We start from the raw sequence: 16,328 nt of genomic DNA, 5'->3' as shown, positions 1-16,328 counted from the left end.
CCGACTTCCGTCAGTTCAGATCGTTCTGCTGCAGCCACTCCTCGGCGACGACGTCGATGTCGCGGCCGTCGGTGACCACCTGGCCGACCAGAACGACGAGGGTGTCGGTGGTGAGCTTGTCGGACACGGCGTCGATCTTCGCGACGTCGTCGTCGTCGAGATCGGCGCGATGTACCAGCGGGGTGACGTTCTGGGCTCCGAAGACCGATTCCGGATCCTCCAGCGCCACAAACGGTTCGGTGCTCAGAGACGGATCGGTGGTGAAGATGTTCGCGGCCTGCACGGTGCCGTCCGAGAGCGCGCGGATGGTGATGGGACCACCGGTGTCGGTGGGAACGAATTCGCGGAACTCGACCCCGTACACCTCGCGCAGACCCACGACACCCTGCTGACGCGTCTCGAATTCCGGCGGTCCGCCGAGGGCGAGTTCGCCGGCGACCGGCGCGAGATCGGCGATGCTCACCAGGTTGTAGCGCTGCGCGGTCTCCTCGGTGACGACGAGGGCGTCCTTGTTCTCGCCGGGTGCGGAGGCCAGGATCTCGAGTCCGTCCGGAAGGGCTTCGGACAGGGCCTCATTGACGTCCTCGGTCGTCGAGGCGGTGCTGTCGGGATCGACCCGGGCGAGCAGTGCGCCGTTGTACTCCGGGACGAGTGTGATGGCACCCGAGGCGACCTGGTCGTAGTAGATCTCGCGGCTGCCGATGTTGAACTGGCGGGTGACCTCGGAGCCTGCGCTCTCGAGTGCCTGCGAGTAGATTTCCGCGAGCAGGACGTTCTCCGGGAAGTTCGCCGAACCGACGACGATCGCGCCTCCGTCCGCTGTATCCCCGGCGAGGGGATCCTCGTCTCCACCGCCGGAACAGGCGGCCAGGGCGAATGCGGACACGGCGAGAAGTGCGGTGGTGCGTGCGAAGCGTTTCACGGGTTGCTCCCTCGGATGCGGCACGGTCGGTTTTCGACTCTATCCCGGCGGATACCCACTGTGCCGGATTTGTCACGAGTGGATCACCAGTCGTCGCCGGCACGCTCCGAGGTCGCGAGGGTGAGGATGCCGCTCTCGAGACGGTATCGGCTCATCGAGTCCAGTGCGGGGGCATAGGCGTGCACGGTCACCGCCGGGACGGGACCGTCGTTGACGACCTCGTGCACGTGCCGACCGTCGAATCGACGCGTGGCACCCGTCGACAGACGGGTGCGGGAGAGTGTCACGCGTTGCCCGGGAAGGTCTTCCGACCACGGCTGGTCGACGGTGTCCTCCCGGACCCGTCCCTGTGCCACGGCGAACGCACCGGCGCTCCCACCGTGATCGTGAATCCCGGTGCGCTGCCCGGGAAGCCAGCTCAGCAACCACACTTCGTAGTCGTCGGCAACGGCGAGCCGGGTGTACCAGCGTTCGGTCTCGTCGAAACGGACGAGCGGCCGCCAGCGGGAGGCGTCCGCGGCGATGTCACGGACGATCTCGGCGAGATCGACGCGCACGGAGGTGGACAGAAGAGCAGCAGGCATCGTGGTTCCTCGAAACGGGAGCCGGACGGGACCGAAGGGTCGTCCGGGCAGAAGAAGTGGGGTCGGGCCGGGATCAACGACAGGCGCGACAACCACAGAAACCACCGGCGATGCGGACGTAGTCCACATGTAGCCTGCGATGCCGCAGGGTCGCCGGAAGATGCATGCCGATCACTTCAGCGGCCGGATGCGGCGCTGTCAAGGTTTTCACTCGTGTGACGTTCGGAACCACCGGGCCGGATTGCGTCGCCGTACGGGCTCGTCGCGCTCGTCGCCGAACAGCAACGGTGCAGCGTACGGACGGTCCGACCCGAGTACGACGCGGTCGCGGCCGAGCCCGGCCGCCACGGCCTCGACGATCTCGGGACCGTACGACGAGGTGTCGACGAACACTCCGGCCGACGGGATCGTCGCCGGTCCGCCGCGCGCGGCCATCCGGTCGGCGTGCAGCGGAGCGAGCCCGGCGAGCATCGCGAACCCCACGCGCAGTCCGGGGAGGCGAGGGGCCCCGTACTCGTGCCAGGCGAACCACGCGGTATGCATCTGCGCCACGTACGACACCATCGCCGGCCACCACGGCGGAGCCGACGGGTCGGCCGCGGCGGGCCCAGGATGCACGAAGAGGGGAGCGCCGACGCGGTCGAGTTCGTCGAGGAGTGGGGCGCACCGCGCGTAGCCGTCGGCATCCGCCAACTCGGTGGCGGGAAGTTGGAGGCCGACGCAGCCCGCCCCGAGCACCGCGCGCAGCGCCGCGGGATCGGGATCGTCGATCGACGCCGCCGCCCATGCCCCGAACGGGTGCGGCAGCGCGAGCACTCCCTCGTGGTAGGCGTCGAGCAGGCCGGCGGCGTCGGCCGCGGGAAGCGTTTCGATCCCCAGCGGGCTCGACAACGACACCAGCGCCAGGTCGATGCCGTCCTGCGCCGCGAGCTCGGCCCGCCGGGCGATCGAATGATCCTCGGGTCGCACCTCGTACGGGGGCTCACCGTCGAGGTACAACGTCCATCCGACGAGCCGCGGCGCACGGGTGCGTGCCCGCAATGCCGCGACGAGCGGTGCCGGCCAGACGTGCTGGTGGACATCGACGCGGGGAGCGGTCATGCCGTCAGGATGACAGACCGCCCTGCCCACTGCCTGCGTCGCCTACTGTCCCGCGCCGCGGGGGACCCATCGTTCGTGCAGCTGTCCGCGTCGGATGCCCGGACTCGTCCCGGGCGTCGCGAGAGCGGGGGTGGGTGCCGAGTGACGGCTTCCGACCGCCGGCTGCGATCCGGATGCCGGGTCGGCGTGGAACTGCTCGCCGTACTCCGAAGGGGGATCGGGCAGGCGGCGCGGCCGATCGATCCGGTACGGATCGTCATGGTTCCTGCCGGTTCCCTTGAGCAGGCTGGTCGGCAGGTAGATGCTCGCGGTGATGCCGGCGTTGGTGGACGAGTCGAAGGTCGGACGCAGACGCACCGTGATGCCGTGACGATCGGCGAGGCGCGCGACCACGAACAGACCCATTCGCCGTGCGGCACCGGATCCGGCTTCGCCGTCCGAACCCAGCCGTATGTTGATGTCGGCGAGTTCGTCTGCGGGAATACCGATTCCGCGGTCGGCGATCTCGAGGAGGAGGCCGCCGTCGACGGCGCGGGAGAACGCGAACGCCACGGTGCTCTCGGGCGGTGAGGCGCGCAGCGCGTTGTCGAGGAGCTCGGCGATCATGTGGACGACGTCGGTGACGGCGCTGCCGACCAGATTGCCGTCCGGCGCATTTCCGATGTTCACGCGCTGGTAGTTCTCGACCTGCGAGACGGATGCGCGCAGGACGTCGACGAGCGGTGTGTCGGGGACGCGACCGAGGCGCTGGCGGGTACCGGCGAGGACGAGCAGCGAGTCGCCCGTGCGCCGCATGCGGGCGGCGAGGTGGTCGAGCGCGAACAGGTTCTGCAGACGCGTCGGGTCGCGCTCTTCGTGTTCGAGCGAATCGATCAGCGCCAGTTGCTGTTCCACGAGCGTCTTGTTGCGGCGGGCGAGCGTTTCGAGCATCTCGTTGACCTGGCGGCGTAGCTGGGCCTGTTCGCCGGCCAGGCGTAGGGCACCTTCGTTCATGCTGTCGACGGCGCGCGCCACCTCGCCGATCTCCTCGCGGGTGTGGACGCGGATCGGATCCAGTGTGACGGATTCGATCTCGGCGCCGTCCTTGATCGCAGCGAGTGCGGCGGGCAGATCCTGTTCGGCGGTGCGCAGGGTGTCGTCGCGCAGTCGGCGCAACGGCCGGACGAGCGACATCGCGATCACGATCGCCAGGGTGAGGGCGAGCAGGAGGATGATCGCGACACCGATGGCGTTCTTGAGGGCTTCGGTGCGTGCTTCGGCCGCGAGGTCGTCGAGGGCGGTCACGGCTCGGGTCGCGGAACCGGCGACCTCCTCCTGGTAGATCATGAGGCTCTCGAAGATCGACCCGCGCAGGGCGGCGACGTTGCCCGCTTCGTTGTCGAGGTTGGCCGTGATGCTGCGGCGGTTCTCGAGCTGGGTCATCAGACCGTCGACCCGGGAGGCGTCGGCGGCCTCGTTCTCGACGAAGGTGTCGCGGAGGACGGCCAGTCGCGCGGACTCGACACCGAGGGCGTTGTTCCACATCAGCAGGGCACCGTCGGTTCCGGCGCTCAGCGCGGAGTATGCGAGGACCTGGTCGAGCAGGGACCACTGGGTGTCCCACAGGTCGAGAAGTGTCGCGCTCTCGCGCTGGACGGTGGGGTCGTCCGTGGTGGTGGTGATGGCGCGGTAGGCAGCCTGGGCGCGGCTGACGAATCCTTCGGCGCGCTCGCTGGCCACGGTCGGCGCCAGGGTTCCCGACGACGCGCTGTCGAGCAGGCTCTCGCCCTCGGCGAGCATGCGGTTGATCATCGCCGCGATCTGCGGATCGAGATCCTTGGCGTCGATGTGGTCGCGCAGCGTCGCGGCGGATTCGCGGGCGACCTGGGCACCGTTGTCGACGGGCAGTGACAGGATCGTCGCTGCGGCGGCGCCGGTGACACTGGTGGCGTAGTCGGCGAGGGTCGGCAGGATGGAGACGTTCTCGGCGGCGGCGCTGTAGGTGTCGTTCTCCTGGTAGAGGTCGTAGACGCGGAGCGAGCCGTACAGGGTCGCGGCGACGAGGGGGACGGCGACGACCGCGGTCATCCTGCGCCACAGACGCCAGTTGTCCGGCGTGTGCTGCCGGAATTTCTTCATGAGACTCACAACGTTTCGCCCCCGAACCTCTCTACCTGCCTGAGTCGGCGGCCGGCCGAAACTGGACTTCGGCAAGTAAAGAATTTCGCCTTCGAAATTCGGGCCAGGGCGAATCACGGTTCGCTGCCGTCAGGACGTGGGTCAGAGTAGGTAGTACTTCGTTGCGCTCACAAGATCGCCGTCCAAGTCCGATAGCTGGTATTCGGCCTTGCGTATACATCACGGTCGTGCGCTACGATGCCGCCGGAATTTTCCGTTCCGCCGGGTTTCGATGTCAGGGGGGCGCATGGATCTGCGACGGGTCGATCTCAACCTGCTCGTCGTCCTCGATGTCCTGCTCTCCGAACGCAATGTCACGCGGGCGGCGCGGCGACTGAACATGTCGCAGCCGGCCACGAGTACGGCTCTCGCCCGGTTGCGCAAGCAATTCGACGATCCGCTTCTGGTGAAGAGCGGCCGCACACTGCGTCCCACCGCGCGGGCGCAGGCGATCGTCGAACCGCTCCGCGAGGTGCTGCGGACCCTCGAGCGTTCGGTGCTGGCCGCACCCGGTTTCGACCCCGCGACGGATTCGCGCACCTTCACGATCATGACCGGCGACTACGCGGAGATCACCCTTCTGCGCATGCTGGTGCGGGGGAGCACCCCGGCCAATATCCGTTTCGATCTGCTGCCGTTCAACGGTGCCGGTCTCGATGCCTTCCGCCGGTTCGAGATCGACCTCGCGGTGCTGCCGGGATACGTCCTCGAATCCCCGGAGTTCGAGACCTGCCGGAGGCAGGTCGTGCTGACCGACAGATTCGTCGGGGCGGTCTGGTCCGGCCACCCGTACACCGGCACCAAGCTCACACGCGAAGTGCTCGGCCGCTACCCGCTGCTGTCCTACGCGCAGTATTCCGACGACACCAACCTCGGCCGCGCGCTGCTGCGTGCAGGAGTGGTGGCCCGGATCGGCGCAACCAGCGGCAACCTCGCGGTTCTCCCGTATGCCCTGGAGAACACCCGCATGATCACCTTCCTGCCCGAGCGCATGGCCCGGCACGTCGCCGAGGCGGCGTCCCTGCGCATCCTGGAACCGACCTTCCAGCTGCCGCCCCTGCGCGAATTCGCGGTGTGGCACGCCGAGCGCGATGCGGATCCCGCGCACGCCTGGCTCCGCGCGCAGCTCGATCCGGTCGGGCGTCGCCGCGTCGCAGCACAGGCGGGCTGACAGCGACGAACGCTGCGAACCGGCCCGTTCGACGGGTCCGATCCGCAGCGTTCGAGTGGATCCGGCGTGGGTCAGCGTCCCGATCGACGCTGGAGGATCACCGCGATGACCACGACGAGAATCGCGATCACTCCCACCGGCGCGACCCGCGTCGCGACCGATCCCTTCGCGTACTGCATGAGGTCGAGCGGTTCGGCCTCGGGCTGCGGGGGCGCGGCCGGGGAGGGAGTCGTCGACGGCGTGGGAGGCGTCGAGGTCATTGTCGGTGCCGGTGAGGCGCTCACCGGGCTGGGCGGCACCGACTCGTTCGGCCGCGCCTGCGCGGAGTCGTCGTCCCCGGCGCCGGGCCCGACGAATGCTCCACCGGCAGGCTCGTCGCCCGAACCTGCGGCGGTGAGCGGCGGGCTCGCCGGCACGGATTCGTTGGGCTGCGACTCGGCTGCCTCAGCGGTCGCCGCGGAGGAGGAGGACGTGGAGGAGGCCGCCGCTTCGGGTCCGAGCTTCTTCGACAGGCAGTCCGCGAACTGTTCGAGGATCTTCCCACCGACATCCGAGATCATCCCTCGTCCGAACTGGGCGGGCTTGCCGGTGATCTTCATGTCGGTGTTCACGATGCCGTCGGTGCGGTCGCCGTCGCCGGTGAGGGTGACGGTGATGGTCGCGGCCACCGTGCCGTTGCCCCGGGTGTCCTTCGCATTGGCTTCGATGACCGCCCGGCGGGCGCTCTCGTCCTTCTCGACGTACACGCCGGTGCCCTTGAACGTGAGCGCCACCGGTCCGAGCTTCACCTTGACGGTCCCGGTGAACGTGTCGCCGTCGACCCCGGTGAGCGTCGCGCCCGGCATGCACGGCGCAACCTTCTCCGGATTCAGCAGGGCGGTCCACACCTCGTCGACCGGGGCGGGAACGGACAGTGTGTGTTCGAGTTGCATGAGGTCCTTTCCGAACAAGTGGTCCGGGATCTCGGTGTTCGGCGTGGAAACGCCTAGACCCCGGAGGCAGTGGTGACCGCTCGTCGGGTGAGTACCCGAGCGAGGTGGCTCCGATACTCGGCGTCGGCATTCCCGTCGGTCATGGGAGCCGTGCCGTCGGTGGCGAGCTCGGCGGCCTCGCGGATCGTCTCTGCCGTCGCGGGTTTGCCGACCAGCGATTCCTCGACGCCGCGTGCCCGGACCGGGACGGCCGCCATGTTCGTGAGCGCGATCCTCGCCCGCTCGATGGTGCCGCCGGACGCCTGCAGGGTCGCCGCGACTCCGACGATCGACCACTGCTGGGCCGCGCGATGGAACTTCTCGTAGCGCGCCGACCAGCCCGTGTGCTTGGGAATCCGGACCTCGACGAGGATCTCTCCGGGTTCGACCGCGGTCGTGAAGTAGTCCTGGAAGAAGTCGTCCGTCGCGATGGTGCGACGCCCTGACGGACCCGCCACGGTGAAGGTCGCCTCGAGCGCCACGGCCGGCGCGGCGAGATCTCCGGCCGGATCGGCGTGCACGAGCGCCCCGCCGAACGTGCCGCGGTGCCGGATCTGAGGATCGGCGACGGTCGCCGTCGCCTCGGCCAGCAACCGTGCGTGCTCCGCGACGAGCGGGTCGTGCAGCACGTCGTGGTGGGTGGTGGTCGCGCCGATCACCAGGGCGTCGCCGTCGTCGCGGATGCCCCGCAGTTCGGGGATCCTGCCGAGGTCGACGAGCACGGTCGGTGCCGCCATCCGCAGTCGCAGGACGGGCATGAGGCTCTGCCCACCGGCGATGACCTTCGCGTCCTCACCGGCCTCCGTCAACGCGGCGACCGCTTCGTCGACGCTCGAGGGGGCGACGTAGTCGAACGGAGCCGGAATCATTTCGTGCCTCCTCGGGCGTCGCGGAGCGCGTGCCAGATCCGCATCGGTGTACAGGGCATCTCGACGTCGGTGACGCCGAACGGCCGGACCGCATCGAGTACGGCATTGACGACGGCCGGGGTGGAGGCGATGGTTCCTGCCTCGCCGACACCCTTGACACCCAGCGGATTACCGGGTGCCGGGGTGTCGGTGCGATCGGTGACGAAGGGCGGCAGATCCACCGCGGTGGGCAGCAGATACTCCGCGAACGACGAACTCAGCAACGTGCCCGACTCGTCGTGCACCGCCTCCTCGTACAGGGCCTGGGCAATGCCCTGGGCGAGTCCGCCGTGCACCTGACCCTCGACGATGAGCGGGTTCACGACGTGGCCGACGTCGTCGACGCACACGTACTTGCGGATTCGCGCGTGCCCCGTCTCGGTGTCGACCTCGATCGCGCACAGGTGGGTGCCGTGCGGGAACGAGAAGTTGTCGGGATCGTAGGTCGCCTCGGAGTCGAGGTTCGGTTCGACACCGTCGGGCAGGTCGTGCGCGGCGAACACCGCGAGCGCGACGTCGGTGAGCCCGACGGACTTCGAGGTGCCCTTCACACGGAACTGTCCTGCCTCGAAATCCAGATCGTCCTCGGAACATTCGAGCAGGTGTGCGGCGATCGGCCGGGCCTTGGCGACCACCTTCTCGGCGGCCTTCACGACAGCGATGCCGCCGACGGCGAGTGAGCGGGAACCGTAGGTGTCGAGACCGCGCGGTGAACTCTGCGTGTCGCCGTGCAGGATCTCGATGTCCTCGAACGGGATTCCGAGCCGGTCGGCGACGATCTGACTCCACGCCGTTTCGTGGCCCTGACCGTGGGCGGACGAACCGGTGACGACCTCCACCTTGCCGGTCGGGAGCATGCGGATCGCGGCGTGCTCCCAGCCGCCGGCGCCGTAGGAGAGCGAACCGAGCACCCGCGACGGGGCCAGGCCGCACATCTCCGTGAACGTGGAGACCCCGAGACCGAGCTGCACCGGGTCGTTGCGCTCGCGTCGTTCGGCCTGTTCGCGTCGTAATGCGTCGTAGTCGAACAACTCTCGTGCCTTGGCGGTCGCGGCCTCGTAGTTGCCCGAGTCGTAGGTCAGACCCGCGACGGTGTCGAACGGGAACTCCTCGTGCTTGATCCAGTTCTTCTCGCGGAGCTCGAGGGGATCCATGGACAGTTCGACGGCGAGCTCGTCCATGATGCGTTCGATCGCGAAGGTGGCTTCGGGGCGTCCGGCGCCGCGGTAGGCGTCGGTGGGCACCTTGTTGGTGAACACGTTGGTGCACGCGAACCGGTACGAGTCGAACTTGTAGATGCCGTTGAACATGAATGCGCCGAGGATCGGCACACCCGGGGTGACGAGACGCAGATAGGCGCCCATGTCGGCGAGCAGTTCCACTTTCAGGCCGGTGACGGTGCCGTCGCGGCGCGCGGCGAGGGTCAGCTTCTGGACCTGGTCGCGGCCGTGGTGCGCGGCGAGCATCGACTCGCTGCGCGTCTCGGTGTACTTGACGGGCTTGTGCAGGCGACGCGCGATGAGGAGCGTGAGCACCTCCTCCGGGGTGACCTGCAGCTTGCCACCGAAACCGCCGCCCACGTCGGGGGCGATGACGCGCAGTTTGTGCTCGGGGAGACCGAGTGTCATCGCGAGCATCAGCTTCAGCACGTGTGGGACCTGGGTGGCCGACCACATGGTGATCTGCGAGGCGGTGGGGTCGACGACGACCGACCGCGGTTCCATGAAAGCGGGGATGAGCCGCTGCTGCCGGAAGGTCCGTTCGACGATCACCTCCGCGTCGCGGATCGCGTCCTCGACGTTGCCACCGCTACCGGCCTCGGCGGAGTCGAACACCCACGTCGCGCTGACGTTGGTGCCGAGATCGGGGTGGACGAGATCGCCGTCCTGCGCCGCGCTCTCGAGATCGAGCACGACCGGCAGGTCCTCGTAGTCCACATCGATCGCATCGAGGGCGTCGTGGGCCTCGTATGCGCTGCGGGCCACCACGACTGCGACGGCTTCACCCGCGAAGTGCACGGTGTCGACTGCGAGGGCCGGGGCGTTCGGGGTCTTCATGTCCTCGGTGATCGGCCACGCGCACGGCAGGCTGCCCTGCTCCTCGGCGAGGTCGGCACCCGTGTAGACGGCGACGACCCCCGGCTTGCCCCGGGCCTCGGAGACGTCGAGGCCGGTGATGCGGGCGTGCGCGACCGGGCTGCGCAGGATCGCGGCGTGCAGCATCCCGGGGAGCACGATGTTGTCGGTCCAGCGTGTGCGGCCGGTGATGAGGTGTTCGTCCTCCTTGCGGCGGCGTGCCCGGCCGAGTTCGGATTCGCCGGTTCCCTCGTCGGTGGTGGGATCCACGGTGCTCGTCATCGTCATACCTCCTGCGTGGCGGCCGGGTTCTCGCGCAGTCGCTGGGCGGCGTCACGCGCAGCGGCCACGATGTTCTGGTATCCGGTGCAGCGGCACAGATTTCCTTCGAGGCCGTGCCGGACGTCCTCGTCGCTCGGATCGGAGTTCTCGGAGAGCAGGTCGATGGTCGCCATGATCATCCCGGGCGTACAGAAGCCGCACTGCAGGGCGTGCTTCTCGCGGAACGCCTCCTGGACCGGATGCAGGCTGCCGTTCGTGGAGAGCCCTTCGACGGTGGTGACCGCGTGTCCGTCGGCCTGTACCGCGAGCACCGAGCACGACTTGACGCTGTGGTCGTCGAGCAACACGGTGCAGGCGCCGCAGTTGCTCGTGTCGCAGCCGACCACCGTGCCCACCTTCCCGAGTCGATCTCTGAGGTAGTGGACGAGAAGCAGTCGCGGTTCCACGTCGTCCGTGTACTGCGTTCCGTCTACGGTGACAGTGATGCGCATCGGTCCTCCAAGTACCTCGCGTAGCGCAGTGATACAGATCACTGACACTCTGCTGCATATCGCGCGTAGAAAGGACCCGAATCGCCGAAATCGCCTTCGTGCTCGCGTCGATCGGAGGCGGAAGCCGCCACGAGAGGAACCGCATGACCCGTCGCCTCGAGGACAAGGTCGCCTTCATCACCGGAGTCGCGCGTGGTCAGGGCCGCGCCCACGCGGTCCGGCTCGCGCAGGAGGGTGCGCAGATCGTCGGTATCGATCTCGCCGGTCCGCTGCCGGGTGTTCCCTACGATTCCCCCACGGTCGAGGACCTCGACGAGACGCGCCGGCTGGTCGAGGCGGAGGGCGCGAAGGCGCATCTGGTGCAGTGCGACGTCCGCGATCTCGACGGTACGAAGGCGGTGCTCGAAGAGGGTGTCGCGCAGTTCGGCGGTCTCGACGTCGTGGTCGCCAACGCGGGGATCTGCATCCCGCAGACGTGGGACGAGATCACCCCCGAGAGCTTCCGCGACACCCTCGACATCAACGTCACCGGTGTGTGGAACACGATCACCGCGGCCGCCCCGTACCTCATCGCCCGCGGCGGCGGTTCGATCGTCGTGACCAGCTCGCTCGCCGGCGTGAAGCTGCAGCCGTTCATGGTGCACTACACGACCAGCAAGCACGCCCTCGTCGGGATGGCGCGGGCCTTCGCCGCCGAACTCGGACAGCACGACATCCGGGTCAACAGCATTCATCCGGGCGCGGTGAACACGCCCATGGGATCGGGTTCGATGCGCGAACGCATCGCGCAGACGGCCGAGAGCAACCCCCGGCTCGGCGGCATGACCATGCCCTTCCTGAACAAGTACATGGCCGAGGCGGACGAGATCGCGAACATGGTCGCCTTCCTCGCGTCCGACGAGTCCGCCTTCGTCACCGCCCAGAGCTTCGCGATCGACGGTGGTGCTCAGTACTTCTGAGCGCCGATGTGCTCCTCGTGGGCGTGGATCGGTCCGCGTGTCTCCGCGAGGCGGCCGCCGCCTCCACCCCAGCGCAGCGCGATGATCTCGGCGGCGATCGACACCGCCGTCTCCTCCGGGGTGCGGGCCCCGAGGTCCAGGCCGATCGGCGACGACAGGCGTGCCAGTTCCTCCTCGGTCAGTCCCGTCTCCCGCAGACGCTCCATCCGGTCGTCGTGCGTGCGGCGCGACCCCATCGCTCCCACGTAGGCCACGTCGAGCCGTAGCGCGACCTCGAGGAGCGGTACGTCGAACTTCGGGTCGTGGGTGAGCACCGTGATGACGGTGCGGGCGTCCACGCGTCCGGCCTCGGCCTCGGCGGCGAGATAGCGGTGCGGCCAGTCGACGATCACCTCGTGGGCGCCGGGGAAGCGGGCCTCGGTGGCGAACACTCCACGCGCGTCGCACACGGTCACCGTGTAACCCAGGAACGAGCCGAGCCGGGCCATCGCCGACGCGAAGTCGATCGCCCCGAACACGATCAGCCGCGGTGGGGGCTGGAAGACGTTGACGAACAACGACATCCCCTCGCCGCGACGCTCACCGTCGGTGCCGTAGTGGAGGGTGCCCGAGCGTCCCACCTCGAGCAGGCCGCGCGCGTCGTCGACGACGGCGTCGTGCATGCGGGACGAGGCGAGCTGCCCGTCGGCGCGGTCGCGCCACACGACCATCCGTCGTCCCCGTACCGCCGGGTCGGGATGGGCGGTGACGGTCGCGAGCGCGACGGGCTCGCCCGCGCGGACGGAGCCGAGCAGGTCGGTGAAGGCGGGGAAGGACGCGGCGTCGATCCGTTCGACGAAGACGTCGATGATGCCGCCGCAGGTCAGGCCGACGGAGAACGCGTCGTCGTCGGAGACCCCGTAGCGCTGCAGCACCGGCTGCCCGCTGTCGATGACCGACCGGCCGAGTTCGTAGACGTCGCCTTCGACGCATCCGCCCGAGACGCTGCCGGTGACGGTGCCGTCCTGCGCGACCAGCATCGATGCACCCGGTCCCCGGGGCGCCGAGCGGAAGGTCGAGACCACGGTGCCCACCGCGACGGCCTCCCCGTCCCGGTACCGCCGGTCGAGCTCGTCCAGAATTTCACGCACGCCGAACCTCCTCGAGAAGTTCTTCCAGTGTCGCGAGGCTGTGTCCCGCGAGCAGACGATCGATGTGCGGCAGGGCCGCGGAGATACCCGACTGGATCGGTTCGTATCCGGCGCCGCCGGCGTGAGGGTTCACCCACAGCACGCGGTGCGCGAGGCGATGCAGCTGCGCCATGCGTTCCCCGAGCAGCGAGGCGTCGCCGCGCTCCCAGCCGTCGGAGAAGATCACCACCACCGCGCCGCGCGCGAAACCCCTTCGCCCCCAACGGTCCAGGAACGCACCGAGCGTGTCGCCGAGACGTGTCCCACCCGCCCAGTCGGGAACCGCACGCGAGGCCCCGGCGAGCGCGATCTGCGGGTCGCGGGCACGCAGCGCCCGCGACAGGCGGGTCAGCCGCGTGCCGAGGGAGAACACCTCGGTGGACGACGGTGCGGCACGCGTGACGACGTGCGCGAACCGCAGGAGCGCGTCGGCGTAGGGACTCATCGAACCGGACACGTCGATCAGCAGCACCACCCGGCGCGGTCTCGTCGCCCGTGCACGGTGCCGCGGCCGGACGGGTTCGCCTCCGCTCGCCAGCATGTCGCGCAGGGTGTGCCGCGGATCCACCGGTCCGCGGCGGGAGGGCTTCGACCGCAATCCCCGACGCGTCGGCGGACGGGGCTGCAGCCGCGCGAGCAGTTCGGCGAGGTGGGCGCGTTCCGCGGTCGTCAGTTCGGCCACGTCGCGGTGCCGGAGGACGTCGGTGTCGTCCGCCGCGACCTGCAGTCGTGGCGCGTCGTCGCCGGAGTCGCCGTCGGCGCCCTCGCCGCGGGACAGCGCCGCGATCCGTGCGGTGCGGGTGCGTTGCCCGTGGGTGCGCGAGCCGGTGGGGACGGTGTCGCCGAACCAGTGGACGAAGGTCGCGTCGTAGCGGGCCGTGTCGTCCGGGGTGCGGCACAGCGTCGCGCGGCCCGCCCAGTAGACCTGGACGGGATCCCCGACGTCGACGTGTGCGAGGGCGTCGAGATAGGTAGCGGTGGCATCGAGGGCGACGGGCAGACCGGCGGCAGCGAGGGCGCGGCAGAAGCCGGCCAGCCCGACGACCGGACCGGGGGCGGTCGTCATCCGGCGCTCGAGAGGTCGAGTCCGGCGCGGGTGACCCGGTCGATGTCCTCGCGGTACTTCAGTACGGCACCGAGTGTCGCCGCAGCGGTCGCCGCGTCGAGGACGTCGCGGTCGAGGGCGATCAGTGCGCGCGCCCAGTCGAGGGATTCGGCGATCCCCGGGGGCTTCAGGAGGTCCTGTTCGCGGAGCGAGCGCACCGCGTGGGCGATCTGCTCGGCCAGGGGGCGCCCCAGACCGGGTAACCGCCGCTGCAGGATCGCGACTTCGCGTTCGAGATCGGGATGCTCCACCCAGTGGTACAGACAGCGGCGCTTGAGCGCGTCGTGCACCTCGCGGGTCCGGTTGGAGGTGAGCACCACCAGCGGTGGGACCTCCGCGCGGATCTCGCCCAGTTCGGGGATCGTCACCGCGTTCTCGTCGAGCAGCTGGAGCAGGAAGGCCTCGAACTCGTCGTCGGCGCGGTCTATCTCGTCGACGAGCAGCACGCACGGCGAGTCGGTGAGCGCCTGCAGCAACGGGCGGACGAGGAGGTAACGCTCCGTGTAGAGGGAACGCTCGGCGGTATCCGCATCGAGCACACCGTCGCTCGCCGCTTCGAGCGAGCGCAGATGGAGCAACTGCCGGGGAAAATCCCAGTCGTAGAGGGCTTGCGAGGCGTCGATGCCCTCGTGGCACTGCAACCGGACCATCGGCAGATCCAGGGACTGAGCGAGAGCCGCTGCGAGCGAAGTCTTCCCGGTTCCGGGTTCGCCTTCGCAGAAGAGCGGCCGGCCCATACGCATCGCAAGGAAGACGACGGTCGCCAGTCCATCGTCGGCGAGATATCCCGTGGTCTCGAGAGCAGCCGAGAGTTTCTCGGGTGAATCGATACGCGTCGCGTCGCCGGTCATGAAGCGAGCCTAGATGCTCACCCGCCTCCCGACCGGCGACTGCGACAACTATCGGCTCAACCGTCGGCGTGCGCGAGCGGCGCGAACTCGCCGGTGAACAGTGTTGCGCATCCGGGGCACAACGTCGTCGGATGGGTGGCCCAGCCGTTCATCTGGGCATAGAGCTCTGCCTGCAGCTTGCTCTGTGCGGCAGTGCGGTAGCAGTGATCGCAATGGTCGCAACGGAAGACCCACCGGCCACCGGAGAGCGGGTCGCGGTGCGGCATCATGTCCACCTCGATATCAATAACTCGGTATCTGCGAATCGATGTCGTGGAATGGTCGGATCGTGCCGGTTCCTCTCAGGGAACCGACTTGCCCATGACGCGGGCCCACCATCCGTCCAGCGGGCTCGGATCGGGCCAGCGGATCGTGTCGTCTGCGATGTGATTAGGCCGGAATACCGTGTCCTGCTGTCCCTGTCCGATATTCGGTGAATCGTGCTGTGCATTGCGCACTGAGGTCACCCCTTATTGCTATCGGTGCGTCACTTGGCGGACGCACTCCTACGCACCTCTGAGGCGTTCTTGAATCTTAGCCCGGTTCTCCTGAACCGGCCCGGTCTTTCTGCTGTTTGCGCAGGTAGAGGAGGTCTAGGAAGTATGCGGCGGGGGAGGGGGTCTGCTGTCCAGAGTGGAGCGCAGACGGTCGTTGTCCTCCCTGAGGGCCGCGTTGTTCGCCTCGAGTTCGAGGATCCGGGCGATTCCGGCGATATTGATTCCGGAGCCCACCAGTTCGACGATCCGTTGGACGATCTCGAGATCGTTGTCGCTGTAGCGGCGCGTTCCGCCTGCCGTGCGTTCGGGGTTCAGCAGCCCTCGGCGTTCGTACAGGCGCAGGGTCTGCGGGTCGAGTCCCGACAGTTCGGCGGCCACCGAGATGCCGTAGACCCCGCGCCGGGCGCGTAACGGATCTGGCGTCATCGTTTCCTCCGGAGTCGGGGTTCTCGGGTCGCGCCGCGGTCACCCGCAGCCTTGACCGAACCTTATCACAGGGCCATAATAAATCTGTGTCTACAGACACAGATAATCAAACAGAGTGTGGCCGTCACGAACGGCCGGACAGTCGGAGGTGACAGACCGATGTTGATGCGCACCGACCCCTTCCGCGATATCGATCGCTTCACGCAGCAGGTGCTCGGCACCATGGCACGGCCCGCGGTGATGCCGCTTGATGCATGGCGAGAAGGCGACCGTTTCGTCGCCGAGTTCGATCTCCCGGGCGTCGACGCCGACTCGATCGACCTCGATGTCGAACGCAACGTGCTCACCGTGCGCGCGGAACGTCCGGAAGTCGACCGGGACAAGGAATTCGTCTCCACCGAGAGGCCGCGAGGCGTCTTCACTCGTCGGCTGTTCCTCGGTGACACTCTCGACACCGATCGGATCGAAGCACAGTATCGCGGTGGTGTTCTGCGCCTGACGATTCCGGTCGCAGAGAAGGCGAAGCCCCGCAAGATCTCCGTGATCGACGCGGAGACGAACGGCCAGGCCGCGATCGAGAAGTGAACCGCTACGACGAACCGGGTCCGGGGTGATTCCCG

Annotated in this window: 16 protein-coding genes; 3 read left to right on the top strand and 13 right to left on the bottom strand. The window is 68.4% G+C overall.

Going from position 1 to position 16,328, the window contains the following annotated elements:
* Positions 1-10: 10 nt before the first annotated feature.
* From ACWPOC_RS01430 to ACWPOC_RS01415, 4 genes are all read right to left on the bottom strand, one after another.
* A complete protein-coding gene (locus tag ACWPOC_RS01430) occupies positions 11-922 on the bottom strand; it encodes an ABC transporter substrate-binding protein (protein WP_120280861.1) in 912 nt (303 codons plus the stop codon).
* Between the two features lie 83 nt (positions 923-1,005).
* Positions 1,006-1,506 carry a cysteine dioxygenase gene (locus ACWPOC_RS01425; protein WP_120280860.1) on the bottom strand — a complete coding sequence of 167 codons (501 nt, stop codon included), beginning with the start codon at positions 1,504-1,506 and terminating at the stop codon, positions 1,006-1,008.
* Between the two features lie 207 nt (positions 1,507-1,713).
* Positions 1,714-2,607, bottom strand: coding sequence for an amidohydrolase family protein (locus ACWPOC_RS01420; protein WP_120280859.1), 894 nt, complete (start codon positions 2,605-2,607; stop codon positions 1,714-1,716).
* Between the two features lie 42 nt (positions 2,608-2,649).
* Positions 2,650-4,725 (bottom strand): ATP-binding protein, encoded by a 2,076-nt coding sequence (locus ACWPOC_RS01415; RefSeq protein ID WP_120280858.1) that lies wholly within the window; start codon positions 4,723-4,725, stop codon positions 2,650-2,652.
* Between the two features lie 286 nt (positions 4,726-5,011).
* Between ACWPOC_RS01415 and ACWPOC_RS01410 the strand changes: the two genes are divergently transcribed.
* Entirely contained in the window at positions 5,012-5,935 is a 924-nt protein-coding gene (locus ACWPOC_RS01410) for a LysR family transcriptional regulator (protein ID WP_120280857.1), read from the top strand.
* A gap of 71 nt (positions 5,936-6,006) precedes the next feature.
* Here the strand turns inward: ACWPOC_RS01410 and ACWPOC_RS01405 are convergent, their stop codons facing one another.
* The 4 genes from ACWPOC_RS01405 to ACWPOC_RS01390 are packed head-to-tail and all read right to left on the bottom strand — an operon-like array spanning position 6,007 to position 10,662.
* Positions 6,007-6,867 carry an SRPBCC family protein gene (locus tag ACWPOC_RS01405; protein WP_120283792.1) on the bottom strand — a complete coding sequence of 287 codons (861 nt, stop codon included), beginning with the start codon at positions 6,865-6,867 and terminating at the stop codon, positions 6,007-6,009.
* Positions 6,868-6,920: 53 nt separating this feature from the next.
* On the bottom strand, positions 6,921-7,775 hold the full coding sequence (locus tag ACWPOC_RS01400; protein ID WP_016693278.1) for an FAD binding domain-containing protein: 855 nt from the start codon (positions 7,773-7,775) through the stop codon (positions 6,921-6,923).
* Positions 7,772-10,171 carry a xanthine dehydrogenase family protein molybdopterin-binding subunit gene (locus tag ACWPOC_RS01395; RefSeq protein ID WP_026061374.1) on the bottom strand — a complete coding sequence of 800 codons (2,400 nt, stop codon included), beginning with the start codon at positions 10,169-10,171 and terminating at the stop codon, positions 7,772-7,774. The genes ACWPOC_RS01400 and ACWPOC_RS01395 overlap by 4 nt, the downstream gene beginning before the upstream one ends.
* A 2-nt stretch (positions 10,172-10,173) precedes the next feature.
* A complete protein-coding gene (locus tag ACWPOC_RS01390) occupies positions 10,174-10,662 on the bottom strand; it encodes a (2Fe-2S)-binding protein (RefSeq protein ID WP_120280856.1) in 489 nt (162 codons plus the stop codon).
* A gap of 143 nt (positions 10,663-10,805) precedes the next feature.
* Between ACWPOC_RS01390 and ACWPOC_RS01385 the strand changes: the two genes are divergently transcribed.
* Positions 10,806-11,621, top strand: a complete 816-nt coding sequence (locus tag ACWPOC_RS01385; RefSeq protein ID WP_120283790.1) for a mycofactocin-coupled SDR family oxidoreductase — start codon at positions 10,806-10,808, stop codon at positions 11,619-11,621.
* Here the strand turns inward: ACWPOC_RS01385 and ACWPOC_RS01380 are convergent.
* The 5 genes from ACWPOC_RS01380 to ACWPOC_RS01360 form a co-directional block, all read right to left on the bottom strand.
* The gene (locus ACWPOC_RS01380; RefSeq protein WP_120280855.1) at positions 11,609-12,751 is read right to left on the bottom strand and encodes an XdhC/CoxI family protein; all 1,143 of its coding nucleotides are present in this window, start codon (positions 12,749-12,751) and stop codon (positions 11,609-11,611) included. The genes ACWPOC_RS01385 and ACWPOC_RS01380 overlap by 13 nt on opposite strands.
* A complete protein-coding gene (locus tag ACWPOC_RS01375; protein ID WP_455407885.1) occupies positions 12,744-13,856 on the bottom strand; it encodes a vWA domain-containing protein in 1,113 nt (370 codons plus the stop codon). Before ACWPOC_RS01375 ends, ACWPOC_RS01380 begins: the two co-directional genes overlap by 8 nt.
* Positions 13,853-14,746 carry an AAA family ATPase gene (locus ACWPOC_RS01370; RefSeq protein ID WP_455407884.1) on the bottom strand — a complete coding sequence of 298 codons (894 nt, stop codon included), beginning with the start codon at positions 14,744-14,746 and terminating at the stop codon, positions 13,853-13,855. Before ACWPOC_RS01370 ends, ACWPOC_RS01375 begins: the two co-directional genes overlap by 4 nt.
* Before the next feature lie 56 nt (positions 14,747-14,802).
* The gene (locus ACWPOC_RS01365; protein WP_447815201.1) at positions 14,803-15,012 is read right to left on the bottom strand and encodes a hypothetical protein; all 210 of its coding nucleotides are present in this window, start codon (positions 15,010-15,012) and stop codon (positions 14,803-14,805) included.
* Positions 15,013-15,378: 366 nt separating this feature from the next.
* Entirely contained in the window at positions 15,379-15,708 is a 330-nt protein-coding gene (locus ACWPOC_RS01360) for a MerR family transcriptional regulator (protein ID WP_026061371.1), read from the bottom strand.
* A 159-nt stretch (positions 15,709-15,867) separates the two neighbouring features.
* Here ACWPOC_RS01360 and ACWPOC_RS01355 point away from each other — a divergent pair, with 159 nt between their 5' ends.
* Positions 15,868-16,293, top strand: coding sequence for an Hsp20/alpha crystallin family protein (locus ACWPOC_RS01355; RefSeq protein ID WP_016693268.1), 426 nt, complete (start codon positions 15,868-15,870; stop codon positions 16,291-16,293).
* Positions 16,294-16,328 lie beyond the last annotated feature (35 nt).

Source organism: Rhodococcus sp. 5G237, from assembly GCF_053764735.1.
This window is presented reverse-complemented; position numbering and strand designations above follow the sequence as displayed.